The sequence below is a fragment of the Arthrobacter alpinus genome, from assembly GCF_001294625.1.
GTDB lineage: Bacteria > Actinomycetota > Actinomycetes > Actinomycetales > Micrococcaceae > Specibacter > Specibacter alpinus_A.
Genome location: NZ_CP012677.1, coordinates 1265108 through 1286827, shown reverse-complemented (window position 1 = coordinate 1286827; position 21720 = coordinate 1265108). Strand labels below are relative to the sequence as shown.

16 protein-coding genes, 1 tRNA gene and 1 pseudogene are annotated in these 21720 nt (G+C 60.8%); 8 read left to right on the top strand and 10 right to left on the bottom strand.

All coding sequences use genetic code 11. From position 1 onward, the window contains the following. Positions 1–3: 3 nt before the first annotated feature. The 6 genes from AOC05_RS05675 (at position 4) to AOC05_RS05650 (ending at position 7755) form a co-directional block, all read left to right on the top strand. The gene (locus AOC05_RS05675; protein ID WP_062006398.1) at positions 4–672 is read left to right on the top strand and encodes a hypothetical protein; all 669 of its coding nucleotides are present in this window, start codon (positions 4–6) and stop codon (positions 670–672) included. Between the two features lie 45 nt (positions 673–717). After that, positions 718–1902, top strand: a complete 1185-nt coding sequence (locus AOC05_RS05670; protein WP_231687182.1) for an AI-2E family transporter — start codon at positions 718–720, stop codon at positions 1900–1902. Between the two features lie 558 nt (positions 1903–2460). Further along, entirely contained in the window at positions 2461–2730 is a 270-nt protein-coding gene (locus AOC05_RS05665) for a GlsB/YeaQ/YmgE family stress response membrane protein (RefSeq protein WP_062006397.1), read from the top strand. 1003 nt (positions 2731–3733) lie between these two features. After that, positions 3734–4711, top strand: coding sequence for a pyridoxal-phosphate dependent enzyme (locus AOC05_RS05660; RefSeq protein WP_062006396.1), 978 nt, complete (start codon positions 3734–3736; stop codon positions 4709–4711). Continuing rightward, positions 4708–6339: an FAD/NAD(P)-binding protein gene (locus AOC05_RS05655; RefSeq protein ID WP_062006395.1), complete on the top strand. Its 1632-nt coding sequence runs from the start codon at positions 4708–4710 to the stop codon at positions 6337–6339. The genes AOC05_RS05660 and AOC05_RS05655 overlap by 4 nt, the downstream gene beginning before the upstream one ends. Before the next feature lie 9 nt (positions 6340–6348). Then, a complete protein-coding gene (locus AOC05_RS05650) occupies positions 6349–7755 on the top strand; it encodes an alanine racemase (protein WP_157374918.1) in 1407 nt (468 codons plus the stop codon). Positions 7756–7909: 154 nt separating this feature from the next. Here AOC05_RS05650 and AOC05_RS05645 read toward each other — a convergent pair whose 3' ends face one another. The 4 genes from AOC05_RS05645 to AOC05_RS05630 all read right to left on the bottom strand — a co-directional run bounded on the left by AOC05_RS05645 (position 7910) and on the right by AOC05_RS05630 (position 10690). Then, complete coding sequence (locus AOC05_RS05645; RefSeq protein WP_062006393.1) at positions 7910–8536, bottom strand: hypothetical protein; 627 nt, start codon at positions 8534–8536, stop codon at positions 7910–7912. An 858-nt stretch (positions 8537–9394) separates the two neighbouring features. Beyond that, on the bottom strand, positions 9395–9763 hold the full coding sequence (locus tag AOC05_RS05640; protein ID WP_062006392.1) for a type II toxin-antitoxin system death-on-curing family toxin: 369 nt from the start codon (positions 9761–9763) through the stop codon (positions 9395–9397). Continuing rightward, positions 9760–9960, bottom strand: a complete 201-nt coding sequence (locus tag AOC05_RS05635) for a hypothetical protein (RefSeq protein ID WP_062009414.1) — start codon at positions 9958–9960, stop codon at positions 9760–9762. Before AOC05_RS05635 ends, AOC05_RS05640 begins: the two co-directional genes overlap by 4 nt. A 256-nt stretch (positions 9961–10216) precedes the next feature. Beyond that, positions 10217–10690 (bottom strand): hypothetical protein, encoded by a 474-nt coding sequence (locus tag AOC05_RS05630; RefSeq protein ID WP_157374917.1) that lies wholly within the window; start codon positions 10688–10690, stop codon positions 10217–10219. A 351-nt stretch (positions 10691–11041) separates the two neighbouring features. Here AOC05_RS05630 and AOC05_RS05625 point away from each other — a divergent pair. After that, a pseudogene (locus AOC05_RS05625) lies at positions 11042–12291 on the top strand (IS256 family transposase). Here the strand turns inward: AOC05_RS05625 and AOC05_RS20040 are convergent. The 3 genes from AOC05_RS20040 to AOC05_RS05620 all read right to left on the bottom strand — a co-directional run bounded on the left by AOC05_RS20040 (position 12278) and on the right by AOC05_RS05620 (position 12865). Continuing rightward, positions 12278–12520: a hypothetical protein gene (locus AOC05_RS20040; protein ID WP_154605299.1), complete on the bottom strand. Its 243-nt coding sequence runs from the start codon at positions 12518–12520 to the stop codon at positions 12278–12280. The pseudogene AOC05_RS05625 and the gene AOC05_RS20040 overlap by 14 nt on opposite strands. Positions 12521–12526: 6 nt before the next feature. Continuing rightward, a complete protein-coding gene (locus tag AOC05_RS19320; protein WP_154605298.1) occupies positions 12527–12697 on the bottom strand; it encodes a hypothetical protein in 171 nt (56 codons plus the stop codon). A gap of 87 nt (positions 12698–12784) precedes the next feature. Beyond that, positions 12785–12865 (bottom strand) — tRNA-Leu (locus AOC05_RS05620). 187 nt (positions 12866–13052) lie between these two features. Here AOC05_RS05620 and AOC05_RS05615 point away from each other — a divergent pair. Continuing rightward, entirely contained in the window at positions 13053–13655 is a 603-nt protein-coding gene (locus tag AOC05_RS05615; protein WP_062006390.1) for an ANTAR domain-containing response regulator, read from the top strand. Between the two features lie 190 nt (positions 13656–13845). Here AOC05_RS05615 and pyk read toward each other — a convergent pair whose 3' ends face one another. The 3 genes from pyk to gltB form a co-directional block, all read right to left on the bottom strand. Continuing rightward, entirely contained in the window at positions 13846–15330 is a 1485-nt protein-coding gene (gene pyk / locus AOC05_RS05610; protein ID WP_062006389.1) for a pyruvate kinase, read from the bottom strand. A gap of 70 nt (positions 15331–15400) precedes the next feature. After that, on the bottom strand, positions 15401–16855 hold the full coding sequence (locus tag AOC05_RS05605; protein WP_062006388.1) for a glutamate synthase subunit beta: 1455 nt from the start codon (positions 16853–16855) through the stop codon (positions 15401–15403). Further along, positions 16848–21500 (bottom strand): glutamate synthase large subunit, encoded by a 4653-nt coding sequence (gltB, locus tag AOC05_RS05600; protein ID WP_062006387.1) that lies wholly within the window; start codon positions 21498–21500, stop codon positions 16848–16850. The genes AOC05_RS05605 and gltB overlap by 8 nt, the downstream gene beginning before the upstream one ends. Positions 21501–21720: the final 220 nt, after the last annotated feature.

The following is a 21720-nucleotide window of genomic DNA, read 5'->3' as shown; positions in this document are numbered from 1 at the left end:
CCCATGAGCACCCTGATTCAAAAATTCCTTGCCCTCTTTTCCCCTGCCGAGCATGCCCAACCCGCCTCTGCCAACACTGACCTCGCCCCGACTGGAATGCCGCTTGCCAGTGCCACCTACCTGCGCGAGTTTGCCAAGCGTCTCGGGCTCGAAGTGGACGATCTTTCACCCGCCGAGCAGGACGAAATGAAGTCCCGCCTGGATAGGTCCATGGACTTTCGGGAAGAAAACTATGGCTTCCTCTATCACGAGGTGTACCAGCTCGGGCACGGCTATTCCCTAGCTGACGCCAGCCGAGTCAGCGCGCAGATCAACGGAATCCTCGAGGAGCCGGCTGCGCGAGCATACTTCGATTACCGCGAGAACGCCGTCGCGGCCGAGGCGCTGATGGCGGCCGGTTCCCTCCTGGAACAAGAAGGTGATGCTGGCGCTGCCGCGCGGCTGTTCGACTTGGCTGATACCCGTCGCCATCGAAGCTCAGTACTGGCGCTCAATGTGGCGGACGGAGAGGCGCCGGGTTTCGTGCGGGACGAGGGCGATACGGCAGAGAAGGACAAGCCCGCAGTTGACGACGGGACCCCCATCGATGTCGAACCAAACACCGAGGTTGACGAAGACGGACTCGAAGGGCTGATGGACACCACGGTGGGGACCAAAAAGCCTGCCAAGTAGTTAAACAAACAGCCATCCGGTCCTTACAGTGCAAGAATTGGCTTCATGGCGCAAACAGAAAGCAACAGCCCCGCAGAGCCATTGCCACCGGCAAAGCCCCCCAGCGGGAGATTCACCCAGGGACTACCCACGATCTGGGCAGACGCAATGGGCCAGTCGTCCATCCGATCGGCCCAGGTGCTGTTGGTCTTGACCCTTGTCGCGGCGGTGATCTGGGCCCTCACACAGGTCCCCGTAGTTGTTACTCCGATACTCATTGCATTGATCCTTGCCTCGGCGATCAGCCCGCTGGTCCATTGGCTCACCGGCCGCCGTTGGCCACGGGCCGCTGCGGTGCTGACATCATTCGTGGCAATCCTGGCCGTGTTTGGCGGTGTGATCACAGGTATTGTCTTCTTGATCCGGTCCCAGCTAAAGGACCTGTCCGCCCAAGCTGACATTGGCATCGACCGGCTGCACGGGTTCATTGTTCAGGGCCCATACCCGATCACCGATACGCAGATCAACGGCATCCGTAACTCCATACAGAATTTCATCCTCAGCACCACCTTTGGAAACGAAGCCTTGACCGGGCTCCGTGTTGCCGCTGAAATCGCCGTGGGGGTGATTTTGATGGCAGTCATCTTGTTCTTCTTCCTCAAGGACGGGGAACGGATCCGCAATTTCCTGATCGGATTCCTCCCCGCGGGGCAACGGAGGAAGGCTCACGAAGCGGTGGATCACGGCGCGATCGTACTGGGCGGATACGTGCGCGGCACCGCACTAGTGGCGTTGACTGACGCTCTCATCATCGGCCTGGCCCTGACCATTATGCGCGTGCCGCTGGCACTGCCACTGGCCGTGTTCGTGTTCATCGGCGGGTTCATTCCCATCATAGGTGCCACTGCTGCCGGGACACTGGCCGTGGTGGTGGCTCTGATCTTCAACGGCCCGGTCCCGGCCCTGGTGGTGCTGATTGTTTTAGTTGCCGCCAACCAGCTCGAACACCACCTCCTCCAGCCGCTGCTCATGGGCAAGGTCCTGCGCATCCACGGCCTGGCCATCCTCCTCGCCCTCGCAGCCGGGACTGCCCTGGCAGGGCTGATCGGCGCCCTACTCGCTGTCCCGCTCACCGCCGTCGGCTGGACAGTCATCAAGGTCTGGACGGGACGGGACGCGCTCCACACGTCGCCATCGGACGCGCCGGAGGTGACTGGTTCTCCGGATCCAAATGACGACGGCCGGGCGTAGTTCTTTCCGCGATTCCCACCGTTTGCGTTTGAGTGCTTGCTTTCCGCGGTCGGTCATGGGGGTACGGAGTGCGGCCCGGTTTTGCAGGCCGGGCGCAATACCGCTGAAAGTAGGAGGGCATACTTCACGTAAGCCCAGCGAGCAAGAGTAATCCTGCGGGAATGCTCATCGAGGCTTGAACCGAAATCCAAGGTCTGGGAGCTGTCATCAGGCAGCGCGGCTACCCGCAACGCAGCCACTGGGACGTAGTCGGGACCAGCACCTAGGCGGGGCAGCCCGGTCAACGTCGACATACCCGTCCGCACCGCGACGGCAGTCTTGTCGGCGAGCAACACCCAATGCCCAGTCACCGTGGGTCGCAATCCGCCGGGAATGCCGCTGGGGAGAGTCTGCACAAGTCCCTGCCCAACAAGAACAAATTAACCAGATTCCAAGATTTTCGGCAAAACTTTGGTTAAACTGTGTCTAGTGGCTATTACACTATGAACCACCACTTCCGGGACTTTTTACGGATTTGCACCGTTGTGAAGTCAGGCAGTCCTTATCCAAGGAGGAATCATGGGTTTCATCGGATGGATCATTTTGGGCCTTGTTGTCGGGGCCATTGTCAAGGCCATCATGCCAGGCAGTGTAGGTGGGGGCTGGGTCACTAGTCTCATCCTCGGTGTGGTTGGAGCCATCGTGGGTGGATGGATCGGTGACCTGCTATTTGGTGGAGGCCGGATGGAGTTCTGGAATCTCGGCTCGTGGATTCTTGCCATCGTCGGCGGCTTGGTTGTGGCCGGCATTTACGGGGCAATCACTGGCCGCAGCAAGTCAAGAACGTAAGGGGCCTGACAGGCCCCACCACACAGGGGTTTCCGTCAGCCTCAGCCAGCAACCACTGGTGAACGGACTCTGTGAAAGGACCTGTCCGCCGGAGTTATCAACCGTGAAATCCCACGGGAAAGTAGAGTTTTCTCCATGGCAGAACATCCGGATCTTCACAGAGTTACTGACATCATCGTTACTGAAATCATCAAGGCGCATCCGAACTGTATACCCACCTGTCAGGCCAGGGATTGACTCCTGAGCCGGCCGGTGACAGTGCCCAAAATCCAGGACGACGGCGAACTGTGGATGTTCTGTTTGGTTGATTCAGCGCCGGTCTAGGTCATTCTCGTTTTGAACTAGGCCAAGGCGCGCATACCCGGGGAAACCGTTGAGGCTGTGCATAAACTGGTCCTGCGGAGCTTGCGGCGGATTGGTGAGGGTATGCGCCACGAATTCATAGCAGCAACTGTGCTTGCCAGAAAAACGACAACAAGCAGGATTACATACGCAAGCGCCCGTACACAAGCATCGATCCAGTGGAGATTCTTGCCCCGAGGGTGACGATCAGACCCGCCGTGGACGCTATGCGGGCAATCTACGACAAGATTGTGTCTGCCCGGGTCACACTCGGTTGATTCCTTGGTTGGTTCTCCGCCGCGGAAATTGGATCGTGGTTGCGCCTGCTCTCTCCAATGAATGACGAATGAGAGTACAAATTCCATGGTGAGTCCCTTCGGATTTCACCGAGCGGCAGACAGCGCTTTTTTGATGACGTTGTTGTCTGTGAACGATACCGATGGAAATTCTCCAACCAGTGCTGCCATGGCCTTCCAGCCACTCCTTGTTCGCCGCCGTGGCGGTCAATGGCGGCTAGATGCGATCTGAATAAGAGTTCACGCAGTTGTTCATCGGTGGCCCTATACTGGCTAGACGCTGGGACGCGGCGGCGCCGGCAATACTTGCCTCAATAGCTATCGTTGCCCCTAGGAATGGAATGTGAGGACTGAGGTTGAATAGTTTGGGAACGCTCCGACCATTTGTCACACCGACGGTCAAACTTAACCGGCTTTTTGAGGGCTGTGGCATCGAAGTCTATGCCAAGCTTGACTTGCTCCAACTGTCCGGTAGCACCAAGGAACGCACCGCCAATGGGCTGATTGAGGCCCTTCTGGATTCGGGGCAGCTCGTTGCCGGCGGCATGGTCATTGAATCAACATCGGGAAATCTAGGCATAGCCCTGGCGCGGCAATGTGTGGTGCGCGGGATCAGCTTCACGGCCGTGGTCGATGAAAATGCGAACCCGTTGGCCTTGGAGCTGATGGCGGCATACGGTGCAACAGTGAACCGCATTCAGACCCCGGCGGACGGCAACAAACTCGCAGCCCGCCGCCAGCGGGTCAATGATCTCCTGGCAATGCATCCGGGGTCTGTGACCACCAATCAGTACGGGTCCCCCGCAAATCCGCGTGCGCACTTTGAGGCGACTATGCCCGAAATATTGGCCGGTACCGGGGGCAATCTGGATTACCTTTTCGTCGCTACCAGCACCACCGGCACCCTTCTGGGATGCCAGCAATACGTTCGCACCCACGGCCTCGGCACCAAAATCGTGGCTGTTGATTCTGTGGGATCGGTGCTGTTCGGCGGGGTCGCGGGCACGCGCCGGCTACCGGGCCTCGGCGCCGGGGTTCTCCCGGAGTTGGCCTCGTCCGCTGCCCCGGACATAGTCTGCCAGATTCAAGAGATCGATATGGTTCGAGGTTGCCGCCGGCTGGCCCACCGCGAAGGAATTCTCGCCGGAGCGTCCACCGGTGCCATCGTTGCCGCGATGGGAAACTTGCTGCCCGGCATTGATCCAGCTTCGCGTGTGGCGTTCATGGTTCATGACACCGGTGTTCCTTACCTTCAAACTGTCTACAACGATGACTGGGTTCGCACAGTGTTGAATGAAGAACTGGAAGGTACAGCGGATACTGGGAAGTTCGCGAATCAGTGATCCGCATTGCTGTTGTCGGGGGAGGACCAAAAAGCCTGTTCGCACTTCTGGCCCTCAACGACCGCCTGTCATCCACGCCATCGGCGCCGGTGACCGTGGATGTTTATGATCCCCAGCCGCCTGGAGCGGGAAGTGTATGGCGGACCAACCAGCCCGAGACCCTTCGCCTGAACGTGCAGGCGGGCATCGTAGAGGCAACCTCGTGTTTGAGTGCCGAGACGTTCACTGTGTGGGCGCAGCGCGTGGCACCAGAAATGGGACCAGTGCGTTATCCGCCAAGGCGGCTCGTGGGACGTTATCTACAGGAGCAGTTTCAGCTGTTGTCGCGCCGCGGAAGCATCACCGTGGGCCACGTCCCTGAGGTGGTCACCGGCGTCGAACGGAAGGGTCCGGTGTGGCAGGTCAGCGGGACGTTTGGGGCGAACACCTACGACGAGGTTCTCTTGGCCACCGGACATGGACTGGCGCAGGCCCCAGCAGCGGATCCTATGAAAGGCGCAGTGAACAGATTCCCGCTGATTGGGGATTACGCCGCACTGACACCGGAGGCCCTCCCCGCCGGGTCCGAAGTCTGGATTCGGGGAGCGGCCTTGACGGCCTACGACGTGGCAATGCTGCTGACTGAAGGCCGTGGTGGCGACTGGCAATGGACCAACGACTCCGGCGACGGCGCACGATTGCGGTATCGCTCCTGTGGCGAAGAGCCGCGGCTGATCATCTTTTCCTCCCGCAGTGGCACACTCATGCTGCCCAAAAGCGAGATGGTGCCCGGGGAGGTCGTTGCGTGCTTGGAAGGACACAAAGCCAGCTTGCGCGAGTGGGGCCAGGAGGTACGGGAAACGGATGCGCCCGCTGAGCTCAGCCTGAGCGGGCTGTGGTTGATACTTGTGCGCTGTGCCCAGGATTGTGCCCGTGTAATGGGCTTGGACGTTAGTGCGCTGGCCCTGTGGCGCACGGCCTTGACCGGTCATTCAGCTGTGGCCGGCTGTGGAGCTGCGGCCCCTGAGCGGCCGCACAACGCCGCAGCCTTCTTAGAACGTGCCCTCGCTGTGAACCAGCTCCAGGCGCCTGTCACGACAGGGTGGCTTTGGGCCAGGGTGTGGTCCGGTCTGTATGCGGAGCTGGTGGCGGCGATGGACCGTTTGCCCCGAACCGCCCGGGACTGGCGCCAATTTGCCCGAGTTGCTCACAGCCTGGAGAAGATCACCTTCGGCCCTCCGGAGCTCACTGCACGTAAATTAGCGGCCCTCATTGACGCCGGACTCCTTCAGCTGGCCACGACTGAGCAGACTCCGCCACCGGCTGCGATCCTCGTTGACGCGGTGACGCCCGGTCCTGGCGTGCTGCCGGCGGCTGCACCGGCAGGAACTCCCACTAGTGAACTGTTCGCCGGGCTACTGCATCGCGGGGACATCTCCATCCGGCCCGGAGACCGTGGCCTTCTGACAGCATCAGATGGGACCTGCATTGCCTTGAACGGATCCAGGAATGAATCTCTGGCAGCGCTGGGCCGTCCCACCGAGGACCCAACATTGGGCCACGACACCCTCAATCGTTCCCTGCACGGCGAACACCTGCTGTGGGCCCAGCGCATTGCTGGTCTCATTACCGACCGGCTCAACCACTAGGACAAAGTGATGAATGAAAAAATGTACGGCACAGCGCGGCTGACAGCCCGGCTTGAACCGTGGATGGAAGAGCTGCTCAGCAACTCCAGACTCTGCAGGCAGCTGATAGACACCCACGGTTCCCCGGTCAACATTCACGAATACTCCGCTATGGGACGCAATGCCCAGGAGCTCCGCGCTGCCGCAGCTGAGCATCAGATCGACTTGCAGATCTACTATGCGCGCAAAGCCAACAAGACGATGGGAGCGATTGATCAGGCGGTTCGCGAGGGGTGCGGCGTCGACGTAGCAAGTCTGAATGAACTGCGCCAATGCCTTGACCGGGGAGTGCCGCCAGAGCGAATCATCCTCAGCGCCGCTGTGAAGTCAAAGGCGCTTCTTCGCGCGGCCATCTCCGCCGGCGTGACCGTCAGCCTGGACAACAGCGACGAACTACACAGTGCATTGGAAGTCAACGAAGCTTCGGGACAAGCCCTTAACGTGGCTTTGCGGCTGTCTATCGACCACCGGAGCATCCCGCCCACCCGTTTTGGGTTGTCCGCATCCCACTGGTTGGACCTACTTTCCGACGTCACCCCGAACGCTGGCGTCAAGGTGGCCGGCCTTCATTTCCACCTCAACGGCTATGATGCGCATGCCCGCTCCCTCGGTATTCATCAGGCCCTGGGCGTCATCGAAGAGCTGCGGAGCATGGGCCACGCACCAGACTTCGTGGACATGGGTGGCGGAATACCCATGTCTTACGTGGACAGTGCGGACCAGTGGGAGGACTTTTGGTACCAGCTTGTCCGGCTGCCCGACGGCGATGAGTCCCTCACCTGGAAATCCGACAGGCTCGGCGCCAAGGGGCTCGCTCCCAGCTCCGCTGTATACCCCTATCACCAGGAGCTCGTGCGCGGTGTTTGGCTCAATGAACTACTTGGTTATGTGCCCGAGACTGAATCGGTTTCCATTGGCGCCGCTTTAAGGGCTGCCGATATTCAACTACGGTGCGAACCGGGGCGTTCACTGATGGATGGATGCGGGCTAACGCTTGCCGAAGTGGCATTCACAAAACAGCGCAGCGATGGTGTGCCGCTGGTTGGTTTGCACATGAATCGTACACAGTGCAGGTCCACCTCTGCGGACTTTTTACTTGATCCGCTGCTCGTTCACGCCGCCGGCCCAGGCGCGGAACGAACATTCGGCAGCGCGTTCCTGGTGGGTGCCTACTGTATTGAAGAAGAACTTCTCCTGCGACGTCGTTTTGAATTTCCCGCGGGAGTGGCCGCTGGGGATCTCATAGCATTCCCCAATACCGCTGGCTATCTCATGCACATCGTTGAGAGTGCATCCCACCAGTTGCCCCTTGCTGCCAACGTATTGTGGAACGGGAAAACTTGGGAGTCCGACGACATCGACCGGATAAGGCTGTAGCTGCCGTTTCAAACCATGGTGGGGACGTTTCATCTGCCGGTGAGACCACTGCGATGCGTAATATTCAAGCTGTCGGCTCCGGCATACGGTGGGTCTGACCAGTGTTTAGTTGACAGTTTGGGTTCATGCGGCGAGAACGGGGCGTTGCGGGCATCTACCCTGCGAACTCAAAGTCTATGGTGATTTCGGGATCGACGCAGGCGATGATTCCGGAGTAGAAAACCTCGACCTGCTCTTTCAGCGCTGCCGCGTTTTGGGTGGTGTACTTCTGTTTGTTCTCGTCGCTGAGAATGTTGTTGATCATGCGAGTTTGAACGGCTGGCGCCGCCAGCCAGCTAAGCGCGTTGTTGTCCTCAAGGGGGTCTTCGAACACAGGATCGTCAAAGCCGATGCCAATAAATTCAGGGATGGTCACCCGAAATGAGTCTGGGCCGGTGGGTTCGATCTTCACCTGTGACCCATCGATGCCTAATTTTGCGTCGAGCTTGTACTGGATCAGCGTTGTTTTCTCGCTGGCGGGTATGGCCACGCCGAAAATCGCTCCATTGCTTTCGTGCCTGTCGACACCCTCGATATGAAGGCTCAGCAGGGCGACCTCTTGCACGCGCGTGACGGACTGAATCACCTGCGAATCGCGTTCGTTAGAGGTGCTGGTGAACAGCGAACTGAGAGCGAGAGCGTTGAGTCCACCGAATACGAAAGCGGCGCCCATTCCCGAGACAACCAGCACGGCGATCAGCAGGAGAGGCCAAAGCAGAACCCGTGCTTTGAAAAACTTCATGACGATTTTGTCTCCAGTTTCGTTCGACGTCGAAACACCCTCGTAATTCAACGGCGTGGAACGGCCGCAACAGGTCGACGCGTAAAGTCCCTCGAATCATAGTACTTATGCAAGAACTGGCCGGATATAGCGCGCCCCACCGCGGCCTGGTGATGCGGCTTCGAGCCGATGAGCTCCAAGCCACAGAGAGGACAATGTCCGCCGAAACACAACTGCCATGATCGCCCCGTAGCCATCGTTCAATACGAGTTCACCCTCGTGTTAGCGGCCATGAAAAACTGCCCATGGGCGGCCATGAAATTGCCCACGGGCTTGAATTCTAAGTCTCGCCATTGACCCCCTGAGGTGCTTCGAGGACCGTGGACAACTGAAACAGCGGCAGCTACGGAGAGCTTCCAGCTGCCGGCCAAAAGTCACACCCAGGTCATGTCGTAGTGGTCCTACGGACCATGGATGGTAACGGAGGACGAATTACCCGCAATACTCAGAAAGGGAGAAGCCAGGAACGAACATCTAAATCAGCGTCAGAGAACCAGCACGCTGCATAACAAGGCCCATCAGGGGAATGGACGGGTCTCGACAAGCTCGATCAGCGGAACCGGGGCCGCAAATGAAAAATGGTCCCCTGTTTCCAGGGGGCCATTCATCGACATATGTGCCCGAGGTGGGATTCGAACCGGCTTTTAGCCCATGCAAACAGAGGGAAGTCCCGACATCCTGCCGATCTCCGTCCCAATACGACGCAGTCCGGACCAGTCCAGAAGGAAAAGTGTTCCCGGCGGGAACAGGCCCATTTTCATGAATCCTGGCTAGGTACGCCCGCCGACTCCGACTAGAGCCTACTGTCCTTGCCATCGGTTAGCGAGGAACAATATGGGACACGATCGCCGCGGCCGATTGTTCCAATCCAATATTTCCAGCGGCCACTCCCAGGGCAAGATCAAACGCCTCATTTGTCCCGAAGTTGTGCTTGAATCCGTTGATCCAAAGAAATGACACCATCAGTGTCCAGGCAGTGCGCTTGTTTCCGTCCAGAAGCGGGTGAAACCTGGCCACCGAATCCAGCAACGCCGCTGCCTTCAAGGCAAGGTCCGGATATGCGTCCGTTCCCAGCACGGTGGTTCCCGGACGGGCGAGGGCGGAGGCAAGCAGGCCGATGTCCCGGATATGAAAGCCATAGCCGTCCACGACTTGGAGAGCATCCTCAATATCGAGATACTGCGTCATGCATCAGCGAGGCGGATCAACAGCTCGGCATCATGGCTCTTGACGAACTCAATGCTCGCAGCGATCTCACGACGACGCCGGTGACGTTGTAGCACCATCTCGGCACCCTGAAGCAGCAGCGCGGACTTTGAGGTATGTTCCTCAAGAGCAAGCTTCTCCAGCTCTCGATCCAGCTCTTCGGGTACTCGCAGATTCATAGCCATACCTCATGGTACCAATCCGGTACTAGCTCTGTCTATCAATCCAGAAGATCCGACCCGATTCGGGTGGTCCCGCTCGCCACAGGAGCACCCAGACGTCGAGATCTACATTCTCCACCACATCGCCACGCGCCGAACTTTAACGAGAGGCCAACATACGCACATTCGTCAAAATAGGTGGCGGCATCATTTCCGGGACAGTTCAAAGAACGATGTGAGGCTGGTGGGATTGGGTGATTCGGAGCGCCGGGTTCTAGAAGTCGAATGCTACGCCAACGCTGACACCGCCGCCGCCCCGAGCTTCACTCCCACGTTCCGCAACGGGCTGTTGCTTCTCCAGGGCATGATCGGTGACCCACCACGCATCAATTGCTGCCAGTGGCACGCGCATCGCAGGCACGGAGAGGGTCTTAACGCCGGTCAGCGTGACTTCAATGAGGCTAAGACTGGGCGACCCTGCACCCCCGGGGATTCCCAACGGGGCGAGTCGCTGACCAGCAATCTGGGCGGCATCCTCGGGCGACATGGGATTCTTGCGCTCTGCAGAGCCCCACAGGCGAATCAGCTTGTCGTAGACGTGCATCTGGGAGGCTTCTAGAAATGCGGTTGTGCCGACCAGGGCGCCCTGGATGACCCAAGTACCCGTCACCACCACGAGCGGGGGGCATTTCTCACCGCGCTCGGCGGCGGCCAGAAGATTCAAGAAGAGAGGATCCATGAGCGTCATGAGATACATGCTACCTACAGCCTGCATCGCCCCACTACGAGACACAAGCTCACCCTGCACTGGCCATCAGCACGTGTGTACCTAGTCGTCCGAATTTTCAAGATTGACACTGACACCAGCGGAAGGGTGTGTGTGATCAACTATTTGTAGGCCGTTTCAGCTAGGAATGTGGGCCAAGTTAGTGGCTCGTTTCAGGCCAAAAGAGCGCTAAGAATCAGGCCAGTCATTTGGTTACGTCCCGTGGAGTGGTGTAGTTTCCGGTTGCTGAGCATCGGATTTCTGATGTGAAGAGCCATCGTGTGATGGTCAGTGAGGACCGATCAAAGAACTCACAAAGGACGCAAACACACGATGGCTCTAGACCAGTCGTCCTTGCTTGACCTGCTTGGCCAACTTAAACTCACCGATGTCTCCGACCGTATCCGCACTGCGACCGAAACGCTGTACCAGCAGCTCATCGAGGCCGAGGGGACCGCGTTCATCGGTGCCGCCCCGTTCCAACGCTCCGAGGCTCGCACGACCCAGCGCAACGGGTCCCGTCCTAGGACGTTGACGACCACCGCCGGGGACCTGAACCTGAAGATCCCCAAGCTGCGCAACGGCTCGTTCTTCCCTGCGTTGCTGGAGCGCCGGCGCCGCGTGGATCAGGCACTCTACGCCGTGGTGATGGAGGCCTACCTGCACGGTGTCTTCACGCGCAAGGTCGATGATCTGGTCAAGGCGCTCGGGGCTGATACAGGGATTTTCCAAGTCCGAGGTGTCCCGGATCTGTGAGGGCTTGGACCATGAGGTCGGTGCTTTCCGGGACCGGGATCTCTCGGCCATGGACTACCCGTACGTGTTCCTGGACGCGACCTATTGCAAGGCACGGGTCGGGCACCGGGTCGTGTCCCAGGCGGTCGTGGTCGCCTTCGGTGTGGCTGCTGACGGGCGCAGGGAAGTCTTGGGCTTCGATGTCGGAGACAGTGAGAACGAGGGGTTCTGGACCTCGTTCCTGCGGTCGTTAAAGGCCCGTGGGCTGGACGGGGTGAAGCTGGCTATCTCCGATGCCCACAGTGGCTTGAAGAAGGCCATCGGCACGGTTTTTCACGGTGCGGGTTGGCAGCGCTGCCGGGTGCATTTCATGCGTAACGTGCTCTCGATCGTGCCGAAGGGATCCCAGGACATGGTCGCCTCGATCATCCGCACCGCCTTCGCCCAGCCCGACGCTGCACACGTGAACACCCAGTTCGACGAGGTCACGCGGATGCTGGCCAAGTCCCATCCGAAGGTCGCAGCGATGCTCGGCGACGCCCGGGAGGACGTCCTCGCGTTCACCGGCTTCCCGGCCAGGCACTGGCGCCAGATCTGGTCCACGAACCCCATGGAACGGGTGAACAAGGAAATCAAACGACGCACCGATGTTGTCGGAGTCTTCCCCAACCCCGCAGCGCTCCTACGGCTCGCCGGAGCCGTCCTTGTCGAGCAACATGACGAATGGGAAGCCGGGGACCGCCGCTACCTCTTGCGAAGCCTCCATGGCCGAACTCAAGGCCATGAACACGGCATCAGTCGAAGCCGTGGAGGAGGCGATTTTGCTCCCAGAACTCACTGCAGCATAATCAAAGAACTGACCCGCACGGTGTCGAGGCAAACTCCACCACTCAGCGGGACGTAACCCTGCCGCATATCGAGTTCATCGATCAGGATTGCTCCTTGCACCGGCTTGATGTGCAAATCCAACATGGTCTGATAGGTGCGCAAAGTGCCGGAGGCCGGGCGGACCAATAAATCGATGTGTTCTTGGATAACTTCGGCAACAGTCAGGACTTTGCGTCTACTGGACTCCATTGCTTTCTAGGCAATGCCAAACGATTGGCCATTCCTGTCCAGGAACTTCTTGAGCAGCTTCGCGTCAATCTCGGAGACAAAAGTGACGCTTTGTTGTTGGGCCACATCGGGATCGCGCCACCTCACCTGAAAGGAGGTGGTTCCAGACTTCGACCGGCGCTGAACAACACTCGCCATGCACTAAATTTTACGCCCGTGGGAACACTTTTGGGCTTTTTGGGAACACTTAAACACGAAAACCCCCTGTGACCAGGGGGTTTAGCGTGCCCGAGGTGGGATTCGAACCCACACACCTCTCGATACTGCATTTTGAGTGCAGCGCGTCTACCGTTCCGCCACTCGGGCCTTGGCAAAAGCGTTCAAGTGAACACCGTTACGAAGATCACGCGCCCATTCGTGAATCACTTCCGAACGAGTGCGCGAAACTACTCTACATGCAGATAGGCTGTTTTGTGGAACCAGCGCCCCACAAGTGCTAAAAAATCGGATTTAGTGTCCGACATCACAGCTTACAGCTTCTAAGGAGCCTTTAGTGTCCGAACAATCGGAAACCACCCCCACCACGCCCGCGCGCCGCGTCATCGTTGCGGAGGATGAGACCCTGATCCGTTTGGACATTATGGAAATCCTTCGTGGCGAAGGATACGACGTGGTCGGCGAGGCCGACAACGGTGAGAAGGCCGTGGAGCTCGCCAAGGAACTCAAGCCCGATCTGGTCCTCATGGACGTCAAAATGCCCGTCATGGACGGTATCACCGCCGCTGAAATCATCGTCAAGGCCCGCATCGCCCCCGTGGTCCTGCTGACGGCCTTCAGCCAGAAGGAACTCGTGGAGCGTGCCCGCGACGCCGGCGCCATGGCCTATGTGGTCAAGCCCTTCACCCCGGCAGACCTGCTCCCCGCCCTGGAGATCGCCCTCTCCCGCCACGAGGAAATCAAGGCGCTTGAGGACGAGGTATCCGACCTTCAGGAGCAGTTCGCCACCCGCAAGCTCGTGGAACGCGCCAAGAGCCTGCTGACCACCAAGATGGGCCTGAGCGAGCCCGAGGCCTTCCGCTGGATCCAGAAGACCTCCATGGACCGCCGCCTGAGCATGCGCGAAGTCGCCGAGACCATCATCAACCAGGTCAACTAGCTTCCAGCCCCGACCTCGGGATCTCGACAAACTCGATCACCGCAAAACATGGACGACGTCGGCACTCACCTTGGGTGCCGACGTCGTATTTTAACGGTGGTGCATTAAAAGCCAAAAGCGCACTGCGTAGTGAAAACAGGGACGTTTTCACTACGCAGTGCGCTTTTGTTAGCTCGCGGGCGACGGGGAATTACTCAGCGGGCCAGCGGCCAACCTTTTCCTTGTTCAGCGGGCGCCCGTCGGGGCCCCTGCCGATATCGGCGAGGTCGCCCACCTTGTGAACCTTGACCAGGTTCGTGGAACCGGCCTGTCCGGGAGGGGAACCGGCAGCGATAACAACCAAGTCGCCCTTTTCGACCAGCTTCTTCTCCAACAGCGTGGAGTCAACCTGCTCGGTCATGGCGTCGGTGTGGGCCACCATGGGCACCAGGACCGGCTCAATACCCCAGGTCAGCGACAGCTGGTTGCGGACTCGCACGTCGGGTGTGAAAGCGAAGACCTGCTTGGACGGGCGCAGGCGCGAGAGGCGGCGTGCCGAGTCGCCCGACTGTGTGAACGTGGCGATGTACTTGGCGTCGAGCTGGTCTGCGATCTGCACGGCAGCAGCCGTGATGACGCCGCCGCGGGTCTTCGGCTCGGAACCGAGCTTCGGAATGCGCTTGAGGCCGTCCTTCTCCGTGGCCTCAATGATGCGTGCCATGGTCCTGACGGTTTCGATGGGGAACTTACCCACGCTGGTCTCGCCGGAGAGCATGACTGCATCCGCGCCGTCGAGCACGGCATTGGCACAGTCCGAAGCCTCGGCGCGGGTGGGGCGCGGGTTCTCAATCATGGATTCGAGCACCTGGGTTGCCACAATGACCGGCTTGGCCCACTGGCGTGCAACTTCAACGCAACGCTTCTGCACCAACGGCACATCTTCCAGGGGAAGCTCCACACCCAAGTCTCCGCGGGCCACCATGATCGCGTCAAACGCGTCAACGATGGCTTCAAGGTTGTCCACTGCCTGCGGCTTTTCGATCTTGGCGATCACCGGTACGCGGCGGCCTTCCTCGTCCATGATCTCGTGCACACGCTCAATGTCGCTAGCGTCGCGGACGAAGGAAAGGGCGATCAAGTCCACGCCGCAGGCAAGTGCCCAGCGCAGGTCGGACTCATCCTTTTCGCTCAACGCCGGAACGTTGACGGCAACGCCGGGCAAGTTGATGCCCTTGTTGTTGGAGACCTTGCCCGGGACAGTCACAACCGTGACAACCTTGATGGCGTCAACTTCGATGGCACGCACGGAAACCTTGCCGTCGTCGATGAGCATAATGTCGCCCACCTTGACGTCCTCGGTCAGTGACTTCAACGTGGTGGAGCAGATGTCTTTGGTGCCGGGGACGTCTTCGGTGGTGATCGTGAAGATATCACCCACGGCCAGGTCATAACCTTCTCCGTTGGCAAAGCGCCCCAGACGGATCTTGGGGCCCTGCAGGTCGGCCATGATGGCGACGGGAACGTTCAGTTCCGCAGCGGCCTTGCGGACGTTGTCAAAGGTGACCTGGTGCACGGCGTAGTCGCCGTGGCTCATGTTCATGCGGGCTACGTTGACACCTGCGTCCAGGACAGCAACGGTGTTCTCATAGCTCGCGATTGCTGGCCCGAATGTGGCCACAATTTTTGCGCGTCTCAATTTACCTACCTCATGGTGTGTTTAACAGTAGAAATCTTCTTGGACTTGCTTCAAGCCTAACCGCTCGCCGCTAAACACTGATAGCCGAGTCACTAGGCGAGACGGGCGCAGGCAGGAATGTTTCGCCCATCAAGAATTTGTCCACGGCCGCCGCGCAGGCCCTGCCCTCAGCAATGGCCCACACAATCAGCGATTGTCCCCGCCCTGCGTCGCCGGCGGCAAACACTCCCGGCCGGCTCGTCATGTAGTAACCATCACGGCGCACATTGGAGCGCTCGTCCAGTTCCACGGGCAGCTGGTGGGTTAGCTCGGCCGTTTCCGGGCCGGTGAACCCGAGCGAGAGGAATACCAGATCGGCGGGGATGATCCGTTCGGTCCCCTCCTTAGGCACCCGGCGCCCGCCCTGGTATTCGGTCTCCGCAATCTTCAGGCCTGTCAGGACGCCGTTCTCGCCCAGGAACTCGACAGTGGACGCCAGGTAAGTGCGCTCCCCGCCTTCCTCATGCGCGCTGGCCACCTCGAACAGGTTCGGGAACGTGGGCCACGGCTGGCCAGCCCCGCGCTCCACCGGCGGCTGGTTGCCAATGGCCAATGTTGTCACCGAGGCGGCCTGCTGGCGGTGCGCGGTGCCCAGGCAGTCGGCACCGGTATCTCCGCCGCCAAGAATCACCACATGCTTGCCTCGGGCGTGAATCTGCCCTGGCACGGTCTCGCCCGCCACCACCTTGTTGGCCTGCACAAGGTAGTCCATGGCGAAGTGCACACCGGCGAAGGAACGTCCCGGAATGGGGAGGTCCCGGGGCACGGTGGCGCCAGTGGACACCACGACGGCGTCGTAGCGTTTGCGCAGCTGGTCCCACCCAATATCCTTGCCCACCTCGACGCCGGTGCGGAATCGGGTGCCCTCGGCCTTCATTTGTTCCAGTCGGCGGTCAAGCTTTTCCTTCTCCAGCTTGAAGTCCGGGATGCCGTATCGCAGCAGCCCCCCGATCCTGTCGTCACGTTCGTAGACGGCCACTGTGTGCCCGGTGCGGGTGAGCTGCTGGGCGACGGCCATACCGGCAGGTCCTGAACCGACGACGGCGACCGTCTTGCCTGTGAGCCGTGCCGGGGGCAGCGGTTGCACCCAGTCCGCCTCGAAGGCCTCGTCGATGATGGAGACCTCCACCTGCTTGATGGTGACGGCGGGCTGGTTGATGGCCAGCACACAAGCCTTCTCGCACGGGGCCGGACACAGGCGCCCGGTGAATTCGGGGAAGTTGTTGGTGGCGTGAAGCCGCTCAATGGCTTCCTGGCCCTTGTCCCGCCAGGTGAGGTCGTTCCACTCCGGGATCAGATTTCCCAGCGGGCAGCCCTGGTGGCAGAACGGCACACCGCAGTCCATGCACCGCCCAGCCTGTGACTTCAAGACACCCTTCTCCTGCGCCTCATAAACCTCCTTCCAGTCCATGATCCGCACCGGTACGGGCCGTCGCGACTGAGTGACACGTTCGCGGTTTTTCAAGAATCCACGGGGATCAGCCACCGGTAACCTCCAAAATTTTTGCCCACACGGTAGCCCCGTCGGGGTCCTCACCCAGCCCGGCTGCTGCCAAGCGGGTCTCCAATACTGCTGCAAAGTCGCGCGGGAGCACCTTCGCCAACCGCGTCACAGTGGCCGGGAAATCGGCCAGCAATGCGGCCGCCAGGGACGAGTCCGTCTCCTGCTGGTGCTTGAGAAGCAGTGTGTGGACAATGGCCGCATCCTGGGCGTCGAGCGCCAACAAGGACAACTCTCCCGATTCCAACGCGGACTGGTTGACGTTGCTCGGCAACAGGTCCAGCACAAACGCGGTGCCACCTGACATGCCGGCACCAAAGTTGCGCCCCGTGTCCCCCAAAATCAGTGCCACCCCTCCTGTCATGTATTCACAACCGTGGTCGCCAATGCCCTCCACCACGGCGTTCGCACCGGAGTTGCGAACCAGGAAGCGCTCGCCCACCAACCCGCGCAAGAACATTTCCCCGCTGGTGGCCCCGTAACCAATGACATTGCCGGCAATGACGTTCTCCGCCGCCGAGAACGTGTTGGCACGATCCGGGCGGACGGTGATCCGACCACCGGAGAGGCCCTTGCCCACGTAGTCGTTCGCATCGCCAAAGAGGCGAAGTGTTACGCCGGCCGGCAGGAACGCACCCAACGACTGGCCGGCCTGGCCGGTCAGGGTGACGTCGATGGTGTCGGTTCCCAGCAGCTCGATTCCGAACGTCTTAGTGACGGTGTGACCAAGCAGCGTACCCACAGAACGGTCCGTGTTGACCACCGGAAGGCTGATCTTCACCGGAATCCGCTCGCGGAGCGCCTCCGCACTCATGGTGATCAGCTGCTGGTCAAAGTGCTTCTCCAGCTCATGGTTCTGGGTGGTCTGGTTATGGACGGGAGTTCCCGCGGGCACGCCCGCATCGGAGATGATGGGGCTCAGATCCAGACCGTCGGTCTTCCAATGGTCCACCGCCTTGCGAACATCCAACACGTCCGACTGACCCACCGCCTCCAATAGCGTCCTGAACCCCAGTTCCGCGAGGATCTCACGGACCTCCTCGGCCAGGAACTCGAAGAAGTTGACCACAAATTCGGGCTTGCCACTGAAGCGTTGGCGCAGCTCCGGGTTCTGTGTGGCCACACCCACCGGGCAGGTGTCCAGGTGGCACACGCGCATCATGACGCAACCAGAAACCACCAGCGGCGCGGTGGCGAAACCGTACTCCTCGGCGCCGAGCAGGGCTGCGATCACTACGTCGCGGCCGGTCTTCAGTTGACCGTCCACCTGCACCACCACGCGGTCGCGCAGCCCGTTCATCCGCAGCGTCTGCTGGGTCTCGGCCAGCCCCAGCTCCCACGGCATGCCGGCGTGCTTGAGCGAGTTCAACGGGCTGGCACCGGTGCCGCCGTCGTGTCCTGAGACCAGGACGACGTCGGCCTTGGCCTTGGTCACCCCGCTGGCCACGGTGCCGATCCCCATTTCGGAGACCAGTTTGACGTGTACGCGGGCGCTGGGGTTGGCGCGCTTGCAGTCGTAGATCAGCTGCGCCAGGTCCTCGATGGAGTAGATGTCGTGGTGCGGGGGCGGGGAAATCAGGCCGACACCGGGGGTGGAGTGCCGGGTTTCGGCGATCCACGGGTACACCTTCTTGGCCATGAGCTGGCCACCTTCGCCGGGCTTGGCGCCCTGAGCCATCTTGATCTGGATATCTGTTGCGTTGCTCAGGTACAAGCTGGTGACCCCGAACCGTCCGGAGGCCACCTGCTTGATGGCACTGCGGCGTTCGGGATCAAGCAGGCGGTCAACGTCTTCGCCGCCCTCGCCCGTGTTGGATTTGGCACCCAGGCGGTTCATGGCAATGGCCAGGGTCTGGTGTGCTTCCTTGGAGATGGAACCGTAGCTCATGGCGCCGGTGGAGAAGCGCTTGACGATGCTGGCCACCGATTCCACCTCTTCTAACGGCACCGGCGGGCGCACCCCGTCCTTGAATTTAAGCAGGCCGCGGAAGGTCATCAACTTGCTGGCCTGGTCATCAATGCCGTTGGTGTACTGCTTGAAGATGTCGTAGCGACGTTCCCGTGTGGCGTGCTGGAGGCGGAAGACCGTGTCCGGGTTGAACAGGTGCGGTTCGCCGTCGCGGCGCCATTGGTACTCCCCGCCGCCCAGCAGGGGGCGGTGCGGGACGTCCACGCCGTCCACCGGGTACGCCAGGACGTGCCGCTGGGTAACTTCCCTGGCGATGACCTCAAGGCCTACGCCGCCCAGTTGGGAGACGGTGCCGGTGAAGTATTGCCCGACGAGCTTGTCCGAGAGCCCCAGGGCCTCGAACGTTTGGGCACCACAGTAGGAGGCCACGGTGGAAATGCCCATCTTGGACATGATCTTCAAAACGCCTTTGCCCAGGCCCTTGATCAGGTTCGCCACGCCCTGCTCCGGGGTCACCCCAGTGACATCGCCGGTGCGAATCAGTTCCTCCACGGATTCCATGGCCAGGTATGGGTTCACCGCTGCGGCGCCGTAGCCGATCAACACGGCAACATGGTGGACCTCGCGGACATCGCCGGCCTCCACCACCAAGGAGATCTTGGTGCGGTTGGCGCTGCGCAGCAGGTGGTGGTGGACAGCGCTAAGCAGCAGCAGTGACGGGATGGGCGCCCAGGCGGCCGAGGAGTCCCTGTCGGAGAGCACCACGTATTGCACGCCGCGGTTGATGGCGCCGGAGACCTGCTCACAGATCTCCGTCAGCCGGGAGCGCAGGGCACTCTCACCGCCGTCGAACTTGTACAGGCCGCGCACCTTGACGGCAAGCAGCTCCGCGCCGGTGCCGTCAGCCTTCAGGGGGGACTCGATGTTGGCGATCTTGGCCAGCTCGTCATTGTTGATCACGGGGAAGGTCAGGGCCAGTTGCGGCATCTTGACCTTCGCCCGTGAGAGCAGGTTGCCCTGCGGGCCAATAGTGGTGTTCAAGGAGGTGACGAGTTCCTCGCGGATGGCATCCAACGGCGGGTTGGTCACCTGCGCGAACGATTGCACAAAGTAGTCAAAAAGCAGGCGCGGGCGGGTGGACAGCACGGCCACGGGCGTGTCGGTGCCCATGGCGCCCAGCGGTTCGCCACCGGTCTGCGCCATGGGGCCCAGCAGGATCTTCAGCTCCTCGGTGGTGTAGCCGAAGGTGCGCTGGCGGTGAAGGACGGAGGCGGTGGTGTGGACCACGTGCTCGCGCTCGGGCAGCTCGGCCAGGCGGATGGTGTTTTCCTTGGCCCACTCCTTGTAAGGTTGCGAGGCGGCTAGCTGCGCCTTGACCTCCTGGTCGCGGATGAGCCGGCCGTTTTCAGTGTCGACGACGAACATCTTGCCGGGGGCCACGCGGCCCTTCTCCACGATCTTCTCGGGGGCGATCTCCAGCACGCCCACCTCGGAGGCGAAGACCACCAGTCCGTCGTCGGTGACCCAGTAGCGGCAGGGGCGCAGGCCGTTGCGGTCCAGGGTAGCGCCCACCTGGGTGCCGTCGGTGAAGGACACGGCGGCGGGTCCGTCCCACGGCTCCATCATCAGCGAGTGGTACTCGTAGAAGGCCTTCCGGTCAGGATCCATGGTTGTGTGGTTTTCCCAGGCCTCCGGGATCATCATCATGATGGCCTCGGTGATGGGGCGCCCGGAGAGCCACAACAGCTCCGCCACCTCGTCAAAGGACGCCGAGTCCGAGGCCCCGGGCGTGCAGATCGGGAACAGTTCTTCCGGGGCGTTGCCCAGCACGGAGTGGCTCATAGTGGACTGCCGGGCGCGCATCCAGTTCCTGTTGCCCTTGACGGTGTTGATCTCACCGTTGTGAGCAATGGCACGGAAGGGCTGGGCCAGCGGCCAGGACGGGAACGTGTTGGTGGAGAAACGCGAGTGCACAATAGCCAGCCGGGTGGTGAACCGATGATCGGAGAGATCCGGGTAGAACGGCTCCACCTGAGCGGTGGTCAACATGCCCTTATAGACGATGGTCTTGGAGGACAGCGACGGGAAATAGACGCCAAACTTGTGCTGGGCGCGCTTGCGCAACCTGAACGCCTTGGCATCTAGGGCGTTGACCTCGGTCCGCGACAGCGCCTGCTCCGCACCGTCGATGGCCAGGAACAGTTGGCTAAAGTGCGGCATGCAATCCCTGGCGCTGGCACCAACCAGGCCTGCCACGATGGGCACTTCGCGCCAGCCAAGGACCTTCAGGCCCTCGCTCTGGGCCAGGGCTACAAGCCCGGCTCTGGCTGCGGCAAGCTCCTTGGGATTGGTCGGCAGGAAGGCCGTGCCGACGGCGTACTCCCCCATCGCAGGTAGCTCGAAGTCGGTGACGGCCTGGAAAAACTCATCGGGAATCTGGGTGAGGATGCCGGCCCCGTCACCGGTGCCCTCGTCGGCGCCGACGGCCCCGCGGTGTTCAAGATTGCGCAGGGCAGCCAGGGCGTTCTCCACGATATCGTGGCCAGGTGTGCCGCGCAGGGTGGCCACAATGGCCAGGCCGCACGCATCCTTTTCGGTCTCGGGGCGGTACAGGCCTGTCTGGGCCGGCATGGCGGCGAACCGGGTGAAGGGCGAGACGGCCCCGGTGCGTGGCGCTGCGAGACCGGTGCGCGGCCCCGGCGGCTGAGAAGTACGAGTCATGACGGTGAGGTCCTTCCCCTGGAAAAGCGTTGATGGGGACGACGGCGGCCCTTGGACACCGGGATAAGGGTATCCCGGCAAACGGTGAAGCGGTGCTGCCGTTCGCGTCCGGAGTAAGGAAGGTCTCCCCTCCCGCTGGATGGCTTCTCGCTTGTGTCAATTCCACCCGGAAGATACATCCGTAGTGCAAGTGCACAAAAGACCCGTAGTAGCGTGTTGG

Coding starts and splice junctions, on each gene's coding strand:
- AOC05_RS05675 (WP_062006398.1), top strand. CDS start 4: ATGAGCACCCTGATTCAAAAATTCCTTGCCCTCTTTTCCCCTGCCGAG.
- AOC05_RS05670 (WP_231687182.1), top strand. CDS start 718: ATGGCGCAAACAGAAAGCAACAGCCCCGCAGAGCCATTGCCACCGGCA.
- AOC05_RS05665 (WP_062006397.1), top strand. CDS start 2,461: ATGGGTTTCATCGGATGGATCATTTTGGGCCTTGTTGTCGGGGCCATT.
- AOC05_RS05650 (WP_157374918.1), top strand. CDS start 6,349: ATGAATGAAAAAATGTACGGCACAGCGCGGCTGACAGCCCGGCTTGAA.
- AOC05_RS05645 (WP_062006393.1), bottom strand. CDS start 8,536: ATGAAGTTTTTCAAAGCACGGGTTCTGCTTTGGCCTCTCCTGCTGATC.
- AOC05_RS05640 (WP_062006392.1), bottom strand. CDS start 9,763: ATGACGCAGTATCTCGATATTGAGGATGCTCTCCAAGTCGTGGACGGC.
- AOC05_RS05635 (WP_062009414.1), bottom strand. CDS start 9,960: ATGAATCTGCGAGTACCCGAAGAGCTGGATCGAGAGCTGGAGAAGCTT.
- AOC05_RS05630 (WP_157374917.1), bottom strand. CDS start 10,690: ATGACGCTCATGGATCCTCTCTTCTTGAATCTTCTGGCCGCCGCCGAG.
- AOC05_RS20040 (WP_154605299.1), bottom strand. CDS start 12,520: ATGGAGTCCAGTAGACGCAAAGTCCTGACTGTTGCCGAAGTTATCCAA.
- AOC05_RS19320 (WP_154605298.1), bottom strand. CDS start 12,697: ATGGCGAGTGTTGTTCAGCGCCGGTCGAAGTCTGGAACCACCTCCTTT.
- gltB (WP_062006387.1), bottom strand. CDS start 21,500: ATGACTCGTACTTCTCAGCCGCCGGGGCCGCGCACCGGTCTCGCAGCG.